The following is an 18,260-nucleotide window of genomic DNA, read 5'->3' on the forward strand; positions in this document are numbered from 1 at the left end:
TTCCCCTCCCCCACGCTCTTCCTATCTGCCTTTCGCGCGTGTTCCACGAACATGGCGCCGGGCCCCCCGGGGGGAGCCCGGCGCCTTCGTGGTGTCCGCGGGACCCGGTCAGATCCCCTGCCACTGCGGCTTGTCGGCGTAGGTCTGCCGGAAGTAGGGCGCGAGCTTCAGCTTCGAGGCCGCGGCCTCGTCGACGACGACCGTGGCGTGCGGGTGGAGCTGGAGTGCCGAGGCCGGGCACACCGCCGCCACCGGTCCCTCCACGGTCGCGGCGACCGCGTCCGCCTTGCCCTCGCCGGTGGCGAGCAGCACCAGGTGCCGTGCCTCCAGGATGGTGCCGATGCCCTGGGTGATGACGTGGTGGGGCACCTGCTCGATGTCGCCGTCGAAGAAACGCGCGTTGTCCACGCGGGTCTGCTGGGTCAGCGTCTTGATGCGGGTGCGCGAGGCGAGCGAGGAGCAGGGCTCGTTGAACCCGATGTGCCCGTCGGTCCCGATCCCGAGCAGCTGGAGGTCCACACCGCCGGCCTCGGCCAGCGAGCGGTCGTAGGCCGCACAGGCCGCCGGGATGTCCTCGGCCGTGCCGTCGGGCCCCAGGAACGCCGGCATCCCGACGCCGAGCGGCTCCAGCACCTCGCGGCGCAGCACCGAGCGGTAGGACTCCGGGTGGTCGGCGGGCAGCCCCACGTACTCGTCGAGCTGGGCGATGCGCGCCCGCGAGACGTCCACGGCGCCGGAGCGCACCTTCGCCGTCAACGCCTGGTAGACGGGCAGCGGGGTCGAGCCGGTGGCCACGCCGAGCAACGCGTCGGGCTTGCGCCGCAGCAGCCGCGCCATGGATTCGGCGATGAGCTCGCCGCCCGATTCGGCGTCCGGAACGATGACAACTTCCACGCTGGGCCTGCCGTTCTGGAGAGAGCTGGAGAAGGGGCTGGAAGGGCTATGTGGTTTAGACCAATCTAACAGAGCGGGGCCTTGCCTCCCAGGCGACAGGGAGCCCGGCCATTGTCACTTCGGCGCCAGGCGGACGCCGTTCGACGACGCCGTTCGGTGCGGCCGTGACGGCGTACGGCGCGCGGTGCGGATCCGCCGACGCGCCGGGTCCGGTCGCCCGGTGTACCGCGGCGGTGGCCCAGAGTGTGTCCCGGCGGCCGGGGGAGGGGTGAGCCGGGAGGAACCGGAGGCAGTCGCGGAAATTGCCGTGAACATCTGGTCCCGCGGGTGACCCCGGCGGGCTAGGCTGCGTGGCGTCGGCTGTGAATCGCCGTCAACAAGCGGTCTCCTACGCATGGACAGGCCAAGTGGTCTAGTCCAGAATGCTGGAGACGGACGACAACATAACGAGCCTCCGTTCTCCCCGCACAGGAGAGCGGACCGAGGATCCGGTGCTCTCTGCCCTGACTGCCCCGGCTCCTCATCCTTCGGCCGAACGGGACCGCACACCCCGCGGCCGAATATTGCTCCGGGCTGCGGTGCCGGCGGAGGGCTGAGGGTCCCTCCCAGGCGCCGCGGCCCGCGGGTGTTCCTGGACCGGTACAGACCGGCTGTTTCAGGGCTGGTCAGACCGGCGGGTACGCTCGCACACGTGCCCTCCATGAACGAACTCGTACGCCAGCACACGGCCCTCGACGACTCCGACCTCGAGTGGCTCCACCTGCTGGTCTCGGAGTGGCAGCTGCTCTCCGACCTCTCCTTCGCCGACCTGGTCCTGTGGGTGCCCACCCGCGACGGCGCCCGGTACGTCTCCGTCGCCCAGATGCGGCCCAACACCGGCCCCACCTCCTACCAGGACGACATGGTCGGCCACCTCGTCCCGCGCGGGCGCCGGCCCATGCTGGACGCGGCCCTGGACGAGGGCCGGATCGTGCGCGAGGGCGACCCGGAGTGGCGCGAGGAGGTCCCGGTCCGGGTCGAGTCGATCCCCGTACGGCGCGAGGGGCGCGTCCTCGGCGTGATCGCCCGCAACACCAACCTGCTCACCGTGCGCACCCCGAGCCGCCTGGAGCTCACCTACCTCCAGAGCGCCTCCGACCTGGCGCAGATGATCGCCGCGGGCTCCTTCCCGTTCCCCGGGCAGCAGGTCGACATGGACGCCTCGCCGCGTGTCGGCGACGGTCTGATCCGCCTCGACGCGGACGGCATCGTGCAGTACTCGTCCCCCAACGGGCTCTCCGCCTACCACCGGCTGGGTCTCGCCTCGGACCTCGTCGGCCAGCACCTGGGCCAGCTCACCGCCGAACTCGCCCCGACCCGGGGCCCGGTGGACGAGGCGCTGGCCAAGGTCGCCAGCGGCTGGGCGCCGCGCGAGTTCGAGATCGAGGCCAACGACGGCGTGATCCAGTTCCGCGCGATCCCGCTCAAGCCCAAGGGCACCCGCATCGGTTCGCTGGTGCTGCTGCGTGACGTCACCGAACTGCGCCGCCGCGAGCGGGAATTGATCACCAAGGACGCGACCATCCGGGAGATCCACCACCGGGTGAAGAACAATCTCCAGACGGTGGCGGCGCTGCTGCGCCTGCAGGCCCGGCGCATCGACTCCGAGCGCGGGCGCGAGGCGCTGGAGGAGGCCGTGCGCCGGGTGGGCTCGATCGCGATCGTGCACGAGACGCTCTCCCAGAACCTCGACGAACGGGTGGAGTTCGACGAGATCGCCGACCGTGTCCTCGCGATGGTCGCGGAGATCTCTCCGGGCAAGGTCACCGGCCGGCGCACCGGCCGCTTCGGCATCCTGGACGCGGAGGTCGCCACCCCGCTGTCGATGGTGCTGACGGAAATCCTCCAGAACGCCCTCGAACACGGCTTCCGCGAGGGCGACACCGGCACGGTCGAGGTCTCCGCGGTCCGCGGCGGGACGACGAAGGAGGGCCGGCTGCTGGTCACCGTCCAGGACGACGGCGTCGGTCTGCCCGAGGGCTTCGACCCGCACCGCTCGGGCAACCTCGGCCTCCAGATCGTACGGACGCTGGTGGAGGGGGAGTTGGGGGGTGCCTTCGACATGGTCCGGGCACCGGAGCGCGGCACCCAGGTGATCCTGGACATCCCGGTCAGCGCACAGAAGTAGGCGCGGTGGCCGCCGCGCCCTTCGCCCGAACGGCCCCGGACAGCATTGAGCCCCGGACCACTGGGTGATCCGGGGCTGAAGCTCGTTGCTGCTTTTTACTGCTAAGCGCATCGGGGGTACTGCGCGCTGCGGCTCGGGGGCGGGAGTTGCGTACTCGCTGTACGCGCCGCCAAGCTCAGGCTGTTAGCGGGGTGGGTGTGGTCAGGCGGAGGCCTGACGAGCCCGGTTGCGGGCGGCGCGGCGCTTCATCGCGCGACGCTCGTCCTCGCTGAGACCACCCCAGACGCCGGAGTCCTGGCCGGACTCGAGCGCCCACTGCAGACACTGCTCGATAACGGGGCAGCGACGGCAGACGGCCTTGGCTTCCTCGATCTGCAGCAGCGCAGGACCGGTGTTGCCGATGGGGAAGAAGAGCTCGGGGTCTTCCTCGCGGCAAACGGCGTTGTGACGCCAGTCCATGGCTGCTACCTCTCCTTGGTATTACATGCAAGTTGCTTGTGAATGTGAACGCTTTCACGAATCCCTCAACAAGTGAAGGGCCGCCCGCCAGGTTCTCTGGCGTGGTCCTTGTGCGTTGAGGGGTTCCGGTGATCTGTGGAGGCCGGTCTTGCGGGCCGTCCCGATCGCCAGGAAGAGACTCGCAAACCTCGACGGCGGATACAACCCCTTCTGGAAAGTTTTTTTTGATTCCTCGGTGTCGACTAGGTCACAGCCGTACTTCCATGGGGTGGATCCTGGCCTAAACGTTCGAGTGAAAGGACTTTGGCCCGTTCCGCTCACACAATCACACGCAGTGCACGGCGAACGCCTGTGAACGTCACGCTCGTACGCAGTCCGAGGTGGTCGCCGTCCATCTGGAGGGGCAGTGGCACCTTCGAATGCAAGGTGAACTGGTCAAGGTCGTGCAGTGAGGTCGCATGCCTGCCATGGGGTCCCCGCTCCGGGGACGAAGTGAGCAACTGCGTGCCATACCGGGCAACCGCGGCCGTGGACAGGCGGCTGAGACCGAGTACGTCGAGCCCCTTATCGAACGAGGCCTTAGGCGACGTGTACATGGGGCGATTGCCGAGATACGTCCAGGGGGACGTGTTCGAGACTATGGCGACCACCAGATCGGTGACCGCGTCCTCGCCGGGCCGCTCCACCGCGATCGTGCCGCGCCGCCGGTGCTGCTCACCGAGGAACTGCCGGACGACCTGACGCACGTACAGCGCGTGCGTCGACTTCCTGCCCTGCTCGCGCTGCTGCTCGACCCGGCCGACCACGCCCGCGTCGAAACCCAGGCCCGCGTTGAAGGTGAACCAGCGGGACGGGACGGACTCGTCGTCGGTGCCGGGCGTACCCGAGGTGAGACCGAGACCGACCGTGCGCTCGCGGCCCTCGCGCAGGGCGTCCAGCAGGGCGCCGGTCGCCTCGACGGCGTCGTTCGGCAGCCCCAGGGCGCGGGCGAAGACGTTCGTGGAGCCGCCGGGGACCACGGCGAGGCCGGGCAGCCGGTCCGGGTCCGGGCCGGAGTGCAGCAGACCGTTGACGACCTCGTTGACCGTGCCGTCGCCGCCCAGCGCCACGACCAGCTCGACGTCGTCGCTCTCGGCCGCCTCGCGGCCCAGGTCGCGCGCGTGCCCCCGGTACTCGGTGGTGGCCACCTCGAGCTTCATCTCGCTCGCGAGCGCGTGGATCAGCACATCGCGCGTACGTGCGCTTGTGGTGGTTGCCGCCGGATTGACCACGAGAAGTGCACGCATGGGGTGCAGCGTACCTACTGGGTGGTACCCGGCCCAGACCGAGGTAGGGATCCGGTAAGAGACGGGGACGTGAGGCTCGACACGGAAGGCCTGGCTGACCGGGCTACCCTTCTCGGGTGAGCAGCCAGAGCCCCTCCAGTTCCGAGACCGAGATCACGCCGGAGAACGCCGGCCCCCGCCCGCGGCGGCTGACGTACGCCGCCGCGCTCTCCGCCCTCGAAGGACTCGCGCTGCTCGTCGGAGGCGTGTGGATCCTGGTGCTCGGGCTCACCGGCGACTCGGCCGACCGCACCCAGGGGGTGACCGGCGGGGCGACGCTGATCGCGCTCTCCCTGCTGCCGCTGCTCGCCGCCCGCGGCCTGCTCGGCCGGCGCAGCTGGAGCCGGGGCCCCGCCCTCATCACGCAGATCATGGCCCTGCCCGTGGCCTACACCCTGCTCCAGGCCGACAGCGCGGCGATCCCGGCCGGTATCGCGCTGGCGATCGCGGCCGTCGCCTCGCTCGTACTGCTCGTCAACGCGGAGACGACCCGGGCCCTCGGGATCCGGGGGCCCGGAAACGCGCGGCAGCAGGACGAGCCGAAGTAGCCGCTACTCCTCCACGAGCAGCTTCTCCCGCAGCTGCGCCAGGGTGCGCGCCAGCAGCCGGGAGACATGCATCTGGGAGATGCCGACCTCCTGCGCGATCTGCGACTGGGTCATGTTGCCGAAGAACCGCAGCAGCAGGATCCGCTTCTCGCGCGGCGGGAGGTCCTCCAGGAGCGGCTTGAGCGACTCCCGGTACTCCACGCCCTCCAGCGCCTCGTCCTCCGCGCCGAGGGTGTCGGCGACCGCCGGGGACTCGTCGTCGGTGTCGGGGACGTCCAGGGACAGCGTGGAGTACGCGTTCGCGGACTCCAGGCCCTCCAGGACCTCCTCCTCCGAGATGGCCAGCTTCTCGGCGAGCTCGTGCACCGTCGGCGAGCGGCCGTGCTGCTGCGAGAGCTCCGCGGTCGCCGTGGTGAGGGCGAGGCGCAGCTCCTGGAGCCGGCGGGGCACGCGCACCGCCCAGCCCTTGTCGCGGAAGTGCCGCTTGATCTCGCCGACGACCGTGGGCGTCGCGTACGTCGAGAACTCGACACCGCGCTCCGGGTCGAAGCGGTCGACCGACTTGATCAGGCCGATGGTGGCGACCTGGGTGAGGTCGTCGAGCGGCTCGCCGCGGTTGCGGAAGCGCCGCGCGAGATGCTCGACGAGCGGCAGATGCATGCGGACCAGCCGGTTGCGCAGCTCCGCGTACTCGGCGCTGCCCTCCTTGAGCTGGCGCAGCTCGACGAACAGGGCCCGTGCTCCGCTGCGGTCCTGTGGGTCGTGCTGCGTGGCCTGCGGCGCGCTCTGCGCGTCCGGCTTCTCGTCTCGCTCGTGCTCGCTCATCGTCCCGCCCGTTGCCCTTCCCCGAGCTCTCGCCTCGGCCCGGCCGGGCAAGCCCCCGGACCGCCGCTCCCGAGGCGCGCTCTGCACGGCACCTTCCCGATCCCGCTGCCCGTCGTCGTCCGGGAGACCCTCCTCCGAGGTGTGTTCCTCCGGATGCGGCCGGGCCGGCTCGGGGATTCCGTCGATGCCGTCCGCCATGCGCCGGGAGCCGTCCAGGTCGGTGTTCTCGGGCGGCAGCCCCCGTGCGCCGCGCTCTTCGTCCCGCACCGGCCCGTCCCCGTTCCTCACGCCGGCCCGGGTCCCGCGCCGCGCTGTTTGTAGAGGCTGATCGACACGGTCTTGTCGTCGTCCACGGCGGAGGAGACCTTGCCCGCGAGGGCGGACAGCACGGTCCAGGCGAAGGTGTCCCGTGACGGAGCGTGACCATCGGTGGTCGGCGCGGAGACGGTCACTTCGAGCGAGTCGTCGACGAGTCGGAAGACGCAGCTGAGCACGGAGCCCGGCACGGCCTGCTGGAGCAGGATCGCGCAGGCCTCGTCCACGGCGATGCGCAGGTCCTCGATCTCGTCCAGGGTGAAGTCCAAACGGGCCGCGAGGCCGGCCGTGGCCGTCCGCAGCACCGACAGGTAGGCACCCGCAGCCGGCAGCCGGACTTCCACGAAGTCCTGGGTCGCGGGCTCGCCTGCGATCTGGGACACCCTCACCTCCAAGGTGGTACAAGCTATTCGGGGCCGAGGGTCGCCCCCCGGGGTGACACGAAGTGTGGTTCAGCGGTGACGCTACCGCGCGCCCGACTTTGCTGTCCCCCGGACCCCAACCCCTTGCTGTCACTCATAGTAAACCTACGGATACGCTCCGTGGCTAGGGGTTTGCGGGCCCAAATGGGAAGAGCGCGCGCCGGGTTGACGTACCCAGACGTCAGACGGTCGAACCGTACCCGTCGGACGGTCTCGCGGGCGCCCGTCCGGGGTCACACGAGGACGTGATCCACGAAGCACCAGCGCCAGTCCTCACCCGGCTCGAAGGTCCGCATCACCGGGTGGCCGGAGTCCACGTGATGTCCTGTGGCGTGCCGCCCCGGCGACGAGTCGCAGCAGCCGACGTGGCCGCACGTCAGGCACAGGCGCAGCTGCACCGGGTGTGTGCCGGCCGCCAGGCACTCCGAACACGTGACGGTGAGTGCCTCGGGTTCCGGGTGCGGGAGTGCGTCCGAGTGCGTGCACTGTTTCATGATTGCCAGATTACGACGGCCGCACGGTCGGCGGCGCGGAAAACGAGGGCGGGCGAGGATCATGGACGTGATGCCACTGCTGTTGCTGGTGGCGGGGAGTGCCGCGATCGCCGCGGCGGCCCGGCGCACCCCGGTGCCGGCGCCGCTGCTGCTGGTCGCGGTCGGCCTGCTGGTGTCGTACCTGCCGGGGGTGCCGGACTACACCCTCGACCCGGACGTCGTCCTGCCGCTGCTGCTGCCCCCGCTGCTGTACACGTCGGCCACCGACAGCTCCTACCTCGACCTGCGCGCCCAGCTGCGGCCCGTGGCGCTGCTGTCGGTCGGGTACGTGCTCTTCGCGACCTTCGTGGTCGGCTGGGCGGTGTACCGGCTCGTACCGGGGATGCCGCTGACGGCGGCGCTGGTGCTGGGCGCGGTGGTGGCGCCGCCGGACGCGGTCGCGGCCACGGCGGTGGCCCGCCGGGTCGGGCTTCCCTCCCGGATCACCACGATCCTCCAGGGCGAGTCGCTCCTCAACGACGCCACCGCCATCACCGCCTACAAGGTGGCCCTCGCGGCCGCCGTCGGCGAGGGCGCCACCTGGGCCGGCGGTGTCGGCGAGTTCCTGGTCGCGGCGGTCGGCGGCGTCGGGGTCGGCCTGGTCCTGATGGCGCCGCTGCACTGGCTGCGCACGCACCTGACGGAACCCCTCCTCCAGAACACGCTGTCCCTGCTGATCCCGTTCGTCGCCTACGCGGTCGCCGAGCAGTTCCATGCCTCCGGGGTCCTCGCCGTGGTCGTCGTCGCCCTCTATCTGGGACACCGCGCGTGGGAGGTCGACTTCGCCACCCGGCTCCAGGAGGAGGCGGTGTGGAAGATGGTCGCCTTCGTCCTGGAGTCGGCGGTCTTCGCGCTGATCGGCCTCCAGCTGCCCGTCGTCGTGCGCGGACTCGGCGCGGACGAGGGCGCCGACGCCGCCGGGTACGCGGTGGTCCTCTTCCTGGTGGTCGTCGCGGCCCGGTTCGTGTGGGTGTACCCGGCGGCCTTCCTGCCGCGACTGCTGTCGGCGCGGATCCGGGAACGCGAGGAGAACCCCACCTGGAAGGGGGCGATGATCACCTCCTGGGCCGGGATGCGCGGCGTGGTCTCCCTGGCCATCGCCTTCTCGATCCCGATGACCGTGCACGGCGGCGCGCCCTTCCCGCAGCGCAACATGATCCTCTTCCTGACCTTCACCACCGTCATCGGCACCCTGGTGGTGCAGGGGCTGACCCTGCCCCCGCTGATCCGGCTGCTGAAGCTCCCCACGCCCGACCCGCAGGCCGCCACCCTCGCCGAGGCCAACGCACAGGCGCAGGCCTCCCGTGCCGCCGAACGGCACCTGGAGGAACTCCTCGCCGACGAGCGCAACGCGCTCCCGCCCCCGCTCGCCGACCGTCTGCGCATGGTCCTGGAGCGCCGCCGCAACGCCGTCTGGGAACGGCTCGGCCAGGTCAACGCAATCACCGGCGAGACCGTCGACGACACCTACCGCCGGCTGTCGAGGGAGATGATCGGCACCGAGCGCGAGGTCTTCGTGAAGCTGCGCGACGGCCGCTACATCGACGACGAGATGCTGCGCATCCTGCTGCGCCGGCTGGACCTGGAGGAGGCGGCGGCCTACCGGGAGGCGGCGTGAGCAGCCGTCCGCGACCGGCGGGAGCGGGTGTGCGCGACGCACGGGGGCCTCGGCCGGCCGCCCGTGAGGGGCGTGCGCCCACGGGTCACGGGCGGCCGGTGATCACCGCCGCGAGGGTGCTTCCCGGCGCCAGCCGGCCCTCGTCGGCGAGGGCGACAAGTCCGTACAGCAACTTGGCGACATAGAGACGCTCGACGGGCAGCCCGTGGCGCTGTTCGAAGTCCGCCGCGAAGGCGTCGAGTTCGGGGGTGGTGCGGGCGTAGCCGCCGAAGTGGAAGCGGTCGTCGAGGGACCAGTCGCCGCGGCGGCCGCCGAACGCCCGCTCCTGGAGCACCCGTGTCTCGGCGGTCAGGAAGCCGCCCTTGAGCACCGGTATGCCCAGGGCGCGCTGGCCGGGGGCGAGCCCGGCGGCCAGACCGGCCAGGGTGCCGCCGGTGCCGCAGGCGACGGCGACCACGTCGGCGAGGCCGCTCAGCTCGCCGCCGAGGGAGACGCAGCCCCGGACCGCCTCGGCGTTGCTGCCGCCCTCGGGGACGACAAGGGCGTCCTCGGCGTGGACCGCCCGCAGGATCGCGGCCAGGGTCCGCGGCTCGGCCTTCGCGCGGTACGTCGACCTGTCGACGAAGTGCAGCCGCATCCCGTCGGCCGCACAGCGGGCCAGACAGGGGTTGAGGGGACGGTCGGCCAGCTCCTGCCCCCGGACCACACCGGTCGTGCGCAGCCCCAGGAGGCGGCCGGCCGCGGCGGTGGCACGCAGATGATTGGAGTACGCGCCCCCGAACGTGACGATCGGCCGTCCCGCCGCCGCTTCGAGGTTCGGCGCCAGCTTGCGCCACTTGTTGCCGATCAGCTCCGGGTGGATCAGATCGTCGCGCTTGAGCAGCAGCCGGACGCCGTGCCGGGCGAACCGGGCGTCCTCGGCCTCCTGGAGCGGCGAGGGCAGCCGGGGCCGCAGGGAGGCGAGGAGATCGGAGCCGGTCACCCCGCCATTGTCGGACACCTGTCCTGATCGGGGCGGCCGCCCCACGGGCACGGCGGCGGGGCGGCCGCCCGGGATCGCTCTTCATGCCCCGCCGCCCGGTGATCCATTCCCGCTCTTTCGGGTAATAGCACCGCCACGCTCCGTGATGGAAGGCTGGTCCGCGAGATCGGTGCCCGGTGCGAACGGCACCGGTGCATGACGGGAGGGCAATTCAGAATGTCGGTAGGCGAAGAGGTCCGCACGGATCAGGGCAAGCCGCAGCAGAGCCTCGGCACGGCCGCAGCGCGGAACCTGGCCACCACCACCAAGTCCGCTCCCCAGATGCAGGAGATCAGCTCGCGCTGGCTGCTGCGCATGCTGCCCTGGGTGGACGTGCAGGGCGGCACGTACCGGGTGAACCGGCGCCTGACCTACGCGGTCGGTGACGGCCGCATCACGTTCGTGAAGACGGGGGACCGGGTGGAGGTCATCCCCGCCGAGCTGGGCGAACTGCCCGCCCTGCGGGACTACGAGGACGAGGAGGTGCTGGCCGAGCTGGCCCAGCGCTGCCGGCAGCGGGAGTACGCCCCGGGCGAGCTGATCGCCTCGTTCGGCAGCCGCACGGACGAGGTGTACCTGCTGGCGCACGGCAGGGTGGAGAAGATCGGCACCGGCCCCTACGGCGACGACGCCGTGCTGGGCGTCCTCGCCGACGGCGCCTACTTCGGGGAGGCTGCGCTGGTCGACCCGGAGGCCATCTGGGAGTACACCGCCCGCGCGGACACCGCCTGCACGGTCCTGATCCTGTCCCGCCAGGACCTCGACCAGATCGCGGAGCGCGCCGAGACGCTGGGCGAGCACATCGGGCGGCTGCGCGCCATCCCCGAGCAGCGGACCAACAAGTACGGCGAGAAGGCCGTCGACCTCGCGGCCGGCCACTCCGGCGAGGCCGAGATCCCGCACACCTTCGTCGACTACGACGCCAGGCCGCGCGAGTACGAACTGAGCATCGCCCAGACCGTCCTGCGCATCCACACGCGCGTGGCGGACCTCTACAACCAGCCGATGAACCAGACAGAGCAGCAGTTGAGGCTCACCGTCGAGGCGCTGAAGGAACGCCAGGAGCACGAGCTGGTCAACAACCGGCAGTTCGGGCTGCTGCACAACTGCGAGTACGACCAGCGGCTCCAGCCGCACGACGGCGTCCCCAGCCCGGACGACATGGACGAGCTGCTCAGCAGGCGGCGCGGCACGAAGCTGTTCCTCGCCCACCCGCGCGCGATCTCCGCGTTCGGCCGCGAACTCAACAAGCGCGGACTCGTCCCCGAGACGATCGACGTCGGCGGGAACCGCATTCCCACCTGGCGCGGCGTCCCGATCTACCCGTGCAACAAGATCCCGGTCACCGAGGCCCGGACCAGTTCCATCATCGCGATGCGCCTGGGCCAGGAGGAGCAGGGCGTCGTCGGCCTGCGCCAGTCCGGCATCCCGGACGAGATCGAGCCGAGCCTGTCGGTGCGGTTCATGGGCATCAACGAACAGTCGATCATCAACTACCTGGTGACGGCCTACTACTCGGCCGCGGTCCTGGTGCCGGACGCCCTCGGCGTCCTGGAGAACGTCGAGATCGGCCGCTGGCGGTGAACTCGCCTGCCGGGACCTCGGGTTCCGGCGCGTACGGCCGGGCGCACGCCAGGGGGGTGCGCCCGGCCGGGGCGGAAGCGTCCGACGCGCCGACGTGCGCCGCTGCTTCGAAGGGGATTCCATGACCGAGTTCACGACACAGGGGAGAACCGAGACGCTCGAACAGCGGACGACCATCGCGACCCCGGGGCGCGGGCGGCCCGCTCCGGCCGACGGGCACGAGGCGGCGGCGATCCTGGAGCGGGCGAGGGCCTCGGTCGACCCCGAGCTGCGCGCGGCTCTCGACTCGCTACCCGGTTCCATGCGCCGGGTCGCGCTGTACCACTTCGGCTGGGAGCACGCCGACGGCACACCGGCGGCGGCCCACGCGGGCAAGGCGATACGCCCCGCGCTCGTGCTCACCGCGGCCGCCGCGCTCGGCGGGCCGGGCGCACGGGAGAGCGCCGTGCGGGCGGCCGCAGCGGTGGAGCTGATCCACAACTTCACGCTGCTGCACGACGACGTGATGGACCGCGACACCACACGTCGGCACCGGCCCACCGCCTGGACCGTGTTCGGCGACCCTGACGCCATCCTCGCCGGTGACGCTGTCCAGGCGCTGGCGCTCGGGCTGCTCGCCGAGGACCCGCACCCGGCGGCCGGGGCGGCTGCCGCCCGGCTCGCGGCATGTGTGGTCGAACTGTGCGCCGGACAGCAGGCGGACACGGCCCTGGAGGGGCGCGACCCGGCCGACGTCACCCTCGACGAGGTGCTCGCCATGGCCGAGGCCAAGACGGGAGCGCTCCTGGGGTGTGCCTGCGCCCTGGGCGCGCTGTACGCGGGGGCCGCCGAGGACGACGTCGACGCGCTCGACACGTTCGGCCGCCAGGCCGGGCTGGCCTTCCAGCTCATCGACGACGTGATCGGCATCTGGGGCGATCCCTACCGCACCGGCAAGCCCGCCGGAGCGGACCTGACCGCCCGCAAGAAGTCGCTGCCCGTGGTCGCCGCGCTGACCTCCGGCACACCGGCCGCCGCCGAGCTGGCCGAGCTGTACGCGGTGCCGGGCGGGAAGGCGGACGGTGCGGGGACGGCGCGTATCGCGCTCGCCGTGGAGCGGGCCGGCGGCCGGGACTGGGCGCAGAGCCAGGCAGCCGACCGGATGTCCCGGGCGATGGGTGAACTGGCCCGGGTGATTCCGGAACCGGAGTGCGCGGGCGGCCTGCTCGCCCTGGCCGAGTACGTGACCCGGCGCAGCGACTGAGCGCGGGTCCGGTGACCCGGAGTCGGCCGGGTCACGCGGCTCCCGATCCCGCCGGGCCGAGGCGGTCACGGGGGCTCCGGTGCCGCGGGTCCCGAACCTCCCCACGGGGTGCGGGGCCCGCGGTCCGCCGGTGGGGCGGTCACGGCCGGGAGCGCCGAGCGCGCGTCCGCCCTACGCTGATGACATGGACAGAGACGAACAAGTCTGTCCCGTCTGTGGACAGCCCGTCCGGACAGCCGCCCGGCGGTACAAGACGCTGGGCGTCTGGGTTCCGGTGTGGGGCCCCGGCCCGTGCCGCAACCGCGCCTGCGAGGCGTACGCCGGTGGCGGCGCCGTCCCGGCGGACCAACCCGGCACCGCGACCGGTTCCCCGGCCGGTTCCGCGAGCGGCCTCGGGACCGGTTCCGCGAGGGGCCCGGCATCCGGTGCCCCGACCGGTGTCGCCACCGATTCGGCGACCGGCCCCGCTGCCCGTCCCGCGACGGACCCCGTGACGGGCCGGGCGACCGGCCCGGCCGGCCGTACGAGCCGACGCGCGGAAGGCCCCTGAACCCGCCGGCCGTGACGAGCCGGACCGGTCGCGAGAAGATCCCGGCCGTACCGGGACCTGCCCGCGGCCGTACCGGGACCCGTGGACGGCCTTATGCGGTCGTACGAGGCCCGTTCGAAGGGCTAGCGTGCTCCCATGGCCGAACACCCGCACCCGTACCTCCTGCACATCACCGAACGCGCCCTGTGGGACGCGGCCCGCGAAGCCGGCGCGTACGCCATGTCGACCCGTGGCCGCACCCTCGCCGAGGAGGGCTTCATCCACTGCTCGACCCGCGCCCAGCTCCCGCGGGTGGCCGCGTTCCTGTACGGCGCGCCGGACGCCCCCGACGACCTGGTGGTCCTGGTCGTGGACCCCGCCCGGCTCGGCGCCCCGGTGAAGTACGAGGCGCCGGAGCCCGGCGGCGAGGAGTTCCCGCACGTGTACGGGCCCATCCCGGTGGACGCCGTGGTGGACGTGGAGACCTGGAAGTGACGCGTTCCTAGCCCGCACCGCGGGGCAGGCCGCCGGTCTCCGGGTCGCGGCCGGTGAGGCAGTACGTGCCGCCGGCCGGGTCCCGCATCACCGTCCAGTGCCGGTGACGGGAGACCACCACCGCGCCCAGCCGCTCGTGCCCGGCGACGGTCGCTTCGATGTCCGCGCAGGCCAGGTCCAGATGGGCGGAGGCCGGGCGCTCCTCGTCCAGGCGTTGCAGGAGGATACGCACCGGCAGCCCGGCCGGCGGCGCGATCACATGGAACTCGGGGAGCGAGCCGGGCCGTGCCTCCCAGCCGGGCAACAGGGCGCTCCAGAAGGCGATTTCGGCCTCGTACACCGACGGCGGCAGGTCGAGGCTGACCTGGTCGAGACGGCTGCCCCGCACCACGGGAGGCCGGACCGCCTCGCCGTGCCAAGGCACCACGCAGAACAACGGCCCGCCGGGCGAACGCAGTACGGTCCAGCCCGCGTGCTCGGCGACCGTCCGCGCGCCGAGCCGCAGCGCCTCGGCCGCGAACCGGGCCACGTCCTCGACACAGAGGCAGAAGTGCGCGCCGCCGTCCCCGCCGGCGACCCCCTGCACCTTCACGCAGGCGTCGGCGCCCTTCGGCAGCAGGGTCGCGAACTCGCCGTGCTCGCCCCTCGGTTGCGACAGTCCGGTGCCGGTGACGGCGGTCCAGAAGGCGTGGGCCCGGTCCAGGTGCGCGGCGGGCCGGTCCACGAAGGCGTACGTCCAGCGGATGTCCATGCGGGGATCGTAGGCAACGGCCCTACGGCGCAGGTCGGTCGTTTCGCTGGATGAACCGCAGCATGTTCCCCGCCGGGTCCCGGAACGCGCAGTCGCGCACTCCGTACGGCTGGTCCGTCGGCTCCTGGAGCAGGTCGTAACCGGCGTCCTGGACGCGCTCGCACAGCGCCTCGCAGTCCGTGGTGGTGAAGATGACGCCGCGCAGCATGCCCTTGGCCAGCAGCCGGGCCATCGCCTCCCGGTCGGCCGGGGAGGCGTCAGGGCTCGCGCCCGGCGGCTCCAGCACGATCTCCACGTCCGGCTGGAGCGGCGAGCCGACGGTCACCCAGCGCATGTTCTCGAAGCCGACGTCGTTGCGCACCTCCATGCCGAGGACGTCGCGGTAGAACGCGAGCGCCTTGTCGTGGTCGTCCACGGCGATGAAGCACTGCTTGAGTTTCAGGTCCATGGTCTCGAACCTACGATCGTCTCGGGCGGGTGAAGGTACGCGCCACGCAGGGCGGGATCGCCGCGAGGTCCTCGTGCGAGCCGTGCGAGCGGGCCCGGTAGGCGCTCGGGGTCTCGCCGACCAGTTCGGTGAACCGGGAGCTGAAGGAGCCCAGCGACGTACAGCCGACCGCGAGGCACACCTCGGTCACACTGAGGTCGCCGCGGCGCAGCAGGGTCTTGGCGCGCTCGACCCGGCGGGTCATGAGGTAGGCGTACGGCGTCTCGCCGTACGCCTCCCGGAAGCTGCGCTGGAAGTGTCCGGGGGACATCAGCGCGGTACGCGCGAGCGCGGCGATGTCGAGCGGCTCGGCGTACTCACGGTCCATGCGGTCACGCGCCTGCCGCAACCGGACCAGATCTTCGAGGGCCACCGCACCAGCATGGCACGGTGGCCCCCGAAGGGTCTCGGGGCGGGCTACTTCAGGTAGACCAGCCCGTCGGTGGTGACCGCCGGGCGGCCCGCGGTGCCGACGACCACGATCTTCACCGTGTGCTTGGCACTGGCGGACCAGGTCTTCGTCCAGATCGCGTCGCGGTACTTCGTCGTCGACGACTTCAGGTCCACGGTGGCGGTCTTCACGCCGTCCACGTAGACGTAGACCTGTCCGGAGGTCGTGGCGCGCGAGACCACCAGGGCCGCCGAGCGGCCGGTGAAGGTCCAGGTCAGCGAGGCGTTCTTGGTGGAGCTGCCGTACGACTTGCCGCCCAGGTAGCTGGTCGACGACTTGGCCGTCCAGGTGCCCGTCCTCGTGGCCGAGGTCTCCTGGAGGAGCACGGGGGTGCCGCTCACGGAGGCCGAGGCGGTGTTGCCCGCCCGGTCGTACGCGGTCATCTTCCAGGTCGTCGCCACACCGGGCTTCGCGGTGAGGTTCGCGCTCAGGACCGTCGGGCCGTACGTCTTCGCGACCGGCGCGGTGAGACGGACCTCCTTCAGGCCGCCCGCGTCGGCGGCCTTCCACTTCAGGGCGAGCGGGACGGCCGTGGTGTTCACCGTGCCGAGCCCCAGGGCGAGGTTCGGCTTGGTGGAGAAGGCGGGCGGGGTCTTGTCGGCGGTGGCGCCGGGCTTCGTGGTGGGCGTGGTGGACGGCGCCGGGGTGGTGGGCGTGGTCGTCGGCACCGGGGTGGTGGGTGTGGCGGCCGGGGTGGTGGCAGCCGTGGTGGCCGGGGCGGGCTCGGCGAGCACGGTGACGTCCGTGCTGACCGCGGCCCAGCCGGACTGGTGGACGCCCTGCACGGCGACCTTGTGGGTGCCCGGCGCCAGGTCGACCCGCGCGGAGGTCGCGGAGCCGGCGACGGTGACCGCGACCTTGCCGTCGACCAGCACGTCGTACTGCCTGACCAGTACGGCCGGAGTGGTGGCCGACCACTTCAGGGTGACCGCGGAGCCGGTGAGCACGGTGGTGCCGGACATGCCGTCGCCGGTGACCGAGTCCAGCGTGAGTCCTTCGACCGGTCCGCCCGCCCAGGCGCGGATCGTGGGCAGCAGGTTGTAGTAGGCGTCACCCGGGCACACCGTGTTGTAGCCGTCCCGGTGGCCGTGGATGACCGGGAAGGTCATCTTGGTGCCCGCGGCCCACGTCTGGCGGAAGTAGTTCGGACCGGCCGCGCCCGCGGTGAGCGTGGTGGTGCCGGTCGGGTCGACGCCGTACTGGCCGAGCTTCCACGCGGCGAGCCGCGCGACCGAGGTCATCGCCTCCCTCGACGGGGCGAGGGTGCTGTAGTCACCGATGATCGCGATACCGGTGGTCTCGGAGTTGAAGCCGTAGGCGTGCGCGCCCATCACCGGCCGGTCCACCCCGCCCTTGCGGCCCTCGTAGATCGTGCCGCACTTGTCGACGAGGAAGTTGTAGCCGATGTCCTTCCAGGTCAGCTCCTGCACGTCGTAGGCGTAGATGGAGCGGATGAGGGCCGGGGTGTCGGCGCAGCTGGCGTCGTTGGAGGTGGCCGTGTGGTGGAGCACCACCGCCTTGATCTTCCCGCCGGGCAGATAGCCGGGCTCCTCGGGGCTGATGGACTCGTCCGCGCCCCAGCCCGCCCGTGAGGTGATCGGCGGGCGCGGCGCGGAGGACGCCGGGGCCGGGGGCGCCGACACCGCCGAGGCGCTCGGCGTGGCCGAGGCCGGCGCGGAGACGGAGGGGGAGACGCTCGGGCTCTGGGCCGGAACCGTCGTCTCCGTGGGCGCGGCGGAGGTCGTCTCGGCCGGCGGGGGCTCGGCGGACTCGGGCGCGGACGGGTCGGCGGAGGCCGGCTCCGACGGCGGGTCCGGGGTGACCGGGTCCGCGGTATCGGTGGGATCGACCGGGTCCATCACGAAGCCGGCCGGCTCCAGCCGAGAGGTCGTACTGCTGCCGGGATCGACCATGGCCACCCGCAGACCCTCGGGGAGCCGCCGGGACGACCCGCCGGACATCCGCACCTCCACCCCGTCGGACGGGCCGAACCACGTAGGGGCGGTGCCGCCGCGGGACGCGTCCTGCGCGCCGTCCCCGCTGTTGCCGTCGAGCCGCTGCCACTTGGACCACGTGCCGTTCGCCGTGCTCCGGGCCCGGGCCTCGACGGTGCCGGTCACGTGTGCGGCCGGGTCGGTCCAGCTGACCCCGAGCAGACTGAAGGGCGCGGTGTCGCGCCGGTCCAGCCGGGCCGACGTGCCGTCTCCGGACACCGTCAGCGCGGCCGTCGTCGTACTGGTCCGGATCGGCCCGGACTTCCCCTCGTCCCCCGAACCGTCTGCGTCGCCGATCCACTGGAAGACCAGCGTTCCGGTCACTGCCGCGACCGCCACAACGGCCGCACCCCACCCACGACGTCTCATGCCCCGCCCCTGCCCCTGTCCCCTCGTATCCCCTCGTGTGCATCACATGTATGACGCAGACAAAAGCTATATGAGAGTTCAACCAACGAAGGAGCGGGGTGCCCGAATCGTCATGTGCGCGGCAGTTACGACACCTCGCGCACCTCGCGCACCACATGCACCGTGCGCAACAGCGCGAACGCCCCATGAAGCACCGCACCCGGCCCGCCCCGGACGCCTGACAGGGCGTC

General features: G+C 71.9%; 17 protein-coding genes. 6 read left to right on the plus strand and 11 right to left on the minus strand.

Translation table 11 applies throughout. The features are described 5' to 3' along the window. Positions 1 to 108 precede the first annotated feature (108 nt). Positions 109 to 894 carry a glucosamine-6-phosphate deaminase gene (nagB, locus tag ABT085_RS29030; RefSeq protein WP_351614175.1) on the minus strand — a complete coding sequence of 262 codons (786 nt, stop codon included), beginning with the start codon at positions 892 to 894 and terminating at the stop codon, positions 109 to 111. A gap of 691 nt (positions 895 to 1,585) precedes the next feature. On the opposite strand from nagB, the gene ABT085_RS29035 reads away from it, so the two are divergent. Then, positions 1,586 to 3,061 carry a sensor histidine kinase gene (locus ABT085_RS29035; RefSeq protein WP_351614177.1) on the plus strand — a complete coding sequence of 492 codons (1,476 nt, stop codon included), beginning with the start codon at positions 1,586 to 1,588 and terminating at the stop codon, positions 3,059 to 3,061. A 201-nt stretch (positions 3,062 to 3,262) separates the two neighbouring features. On the opposite strand, the gene ABT085_RS29040 is transcribed toward ABT085_RS29035, so the two are convergent. Together ABT085_RS29040 and ABT085_RS29045 are read right to left on the minus strand one after the other, a co-directional pair. Beyond that, complete coding sequence (locus tag ABT085_RS29040; protein ID WP_003992873.1) at positions 3,263 to 3,520, minus strand: WhiB family transcriptional regulator; 258 nt, start codon at positions 3,518 to 3,520, stop codon at positions 3,263 to 3,265. Positions 3,521 to 3,837: 317 nt separating this feature from the next. Further along, positions 3,838 to 4,806 carry a diacylglycerol/lipid kinase family protein gene (locus ABT085_RS29045; RefSeq protein ID WP_351614180.1) on the minus strand — a complete coding sequence of 323 codons (969 nt, stop codon included), beginning with the start codon at positions 4,804 to 4,806 and terminating at the stop codon, positions 3,838 to 3,840. A gap of 116 nt (positions 4,807 to 4,922) precedes the next feature. On the opposite strand from ABT085_RS29045, the gene ABT085_RS29050 reads away from it, so the two are divergent. Beyond that, positions 4,923 to 5,393, plus strand: coding sequence for a hypothetical protein (locus ABT085_RS29050; RefSeq protein ID WP_351614183.1), 471 nt, complete (start codon positions 4,923 to 4,925; stop codon positions 5,391 to 5,393). 3 nt (positions 5,394 to 5,396) lie between these two features. Here the strand turns inward: ABT085_RS29050 and ABT085_RS29055 are convergent, their stop codons facing one another. The 3 genes from ABT085_RS29055 to ABT085_RS29065 all read right to left on the minus strand — a co-directional run bounded on the left by ABT085_RS29055 (position 5,397) and on the right by ABT085_RS29065 (position 7,449). Beyond that, complete coding sequence (locus tag ABT085_RS29055; protein ID WP_351614186.1) at positions 5,397 to 6,506, minus strand: RNA polymerase sigma factor SigF; 1,110 nt, start codon at positions 6,504 to 6,506, stop codon at positions 5,397 to 5,399. Continuing rightward, on the minus strand, positions 6,503 to 6,916 hold the full coding sequence (locus ABT085_RS29060; RefSeq protein WP_015657891.1) for an ATP-binding protein: 414 nt from the start codon (positions 6,914 to 6,916) through the stop codon (positions 6,503 to 6,505). The genes ABT085_RS29055 and ABT085_RS29060 overlap by 4 nt, the downstream gene beginning before the upstream one ends. Before the next feature lie 272 nt (positions 6,917 to 7,188). Continuing rightward, positions 7,189 to 7,449 carry a UBP-type zinc finger domain-containing protein gene (locus ABT085_RS29065; RefSeq protein ID WP_351614189.1) on the minus strand — a complete coding sequence of 87 codons (261 nt, stop codon included), beginning with the start codon at positions 7,447 to 7,449 and terminating at the stop codon, positions 7,189 to 7,191. Between the two features lie 61 nt (positions 7,450 to 7,510). Between ABT085_RS29065 and ABT085_RS29070 the strand changes: the two genes are divergently transcribed. Next, a complete protein-coding gene (locus ABT085_RS29070; protein ID WP_351614192.1) occupies positions 7,511 to 9,106 on the plus strand; it encodes a Na+/H+ antiporter in 1,596 nt (531 codons plus the stop codon). A gap of 85 nt (positions 9,107 to 9,191) precedes the next feature. Here the strand turns inward: ABT085_RS29070 and ABT085_RS29075 are convergent, their stop codons facing one another. After that, positions 9,192 to 10,088, minus strand: coding sequence for a 1-aminocyclopropane-1-carboxylate deaminase/D-cysteine desulfhydrase (locus ABT085_RS29075; protein WP_351614195.1), 897 nt, complete (start codon positions 10,086 to 10,088; stop codon positions 9,192 to 9,194). Positions 10,089 to 10,304: 216 nt separating this feature from the next. Between ABT085_RS29075 and ABT085_RS29080 the strand changes: the two genes are divergently transcribed. From ABT085_RS29080 to ABT085_RS29090, 3 genes are all read left to right on the plus strand, one after another. Further along, a complete protein-coding gene (locus ABT085_RS29080; RefSeq protein ID WP_351614198.1) occupies positions 10,305 to 11,711 on the plus strand; it encodes a family 2B encapsulin nanocompartment shell protein in 1,407 nt (468 codons plus the stop codon). A gap of 121 nt (positions 11,712 to 11,832) precedes the next feature. Then, positions 11,833 to 12,954 (plus strand): family 2 encapsulin nanocompartment cargo protein polyprenyl transferase, encoded by a 1,122-nt coding sequence (locus ABT085_RS29085; protein ID WP_351614201.1) that lies wholly within the window; start codon positions 11,833 to 11,835, stop codon positions 12,952 to 12,954. A 685-nt stretch (positions 12,955 to 13,639) separates the two neighbouring features. Then, positions 13,640 to 13,978 carry a DUF952 domain-containing protein gene (locus tag ABT085_RS29090; protein ID WP_351614204.1) on the plus strand — a complete coding sequence of 113 codons (339 nt, stop codon included), beginning with the start codon at positions 13,640 to 13,642 and terminating at the stop codon, positions 13,976 to 13,978. Between the two features lie 7 nt (positions 13,979 to 13,985). On the opposite strand, the gene ABT085_RS29095 is transcribed toward ABT085_RS29090, so the two are convergent. The 4 genes from ABT085_RS29095 to ABT085_RS29110 are packed head-to-tail and all read right to left on the minus strand — an operon-like array spanning position 13,986 to position 18,030. Next, positions 13,986 to 14,729 (minus strand): VOC family protein, encoded by a 744-nt coding sequence (locus ABT085_RS29095; protein ID WP_351614208.1) that lies wholly within the window; start codon positions 14,727 to 14,729, stop codon positions 13,986 to 13,988. 22 nt (positions 14,730 to 14,751) lie between these two features. Then, positions 14,752 to 15,177 (minus strand): VOC family protein, encoded by a 426-nt coding sequence (locus ABT085_RS29100; protein ID WP_351614211.1) that lies wholly within the window; start codon positions 15,175 to 15,177, stop codon positions 14,752 to 14,754. Between the two features lie 10 nt (positions 15,178 to 15,187). Further along, the gene (locus tag ABT085_RS29105; protein ID WP_351614214.1) at positions 15,188 to 15,589 is read right to left on the minus strand and encodes a helix-turn-helix transcriptional regulator; all 402 of its coding nucleotides are present in this window, start codon (positions 15,587 to 15,589) and stop codon (positions 15,188 to 15,190) included. Positions 15,590 to 15,633: 44 nt separating this feature from the next. After that, positions 15,634 to 18,030, minus strand: coding sequence for a peptidoglycan recognition protein family protein (locus ABT085_RS29110; RefSeq protein WP_351614217.1), 2,397 nt, complete (start codon positions 18,028 to 18,030; stop codon positions 15,634 to 15,636). Between the last annotated feature and the right edge of the window lie 230 nt (positions 18,031 to 18,260).

Origin of the sequence: Streptomyces sp. NPDC002265 (assembly GCF_040296125.1) — a bacterium.
GTDB lineage: Bacteria > Actinomycetota > Actinomycetes > Streptomycetales > Streptomycetaceae > Streptomyces.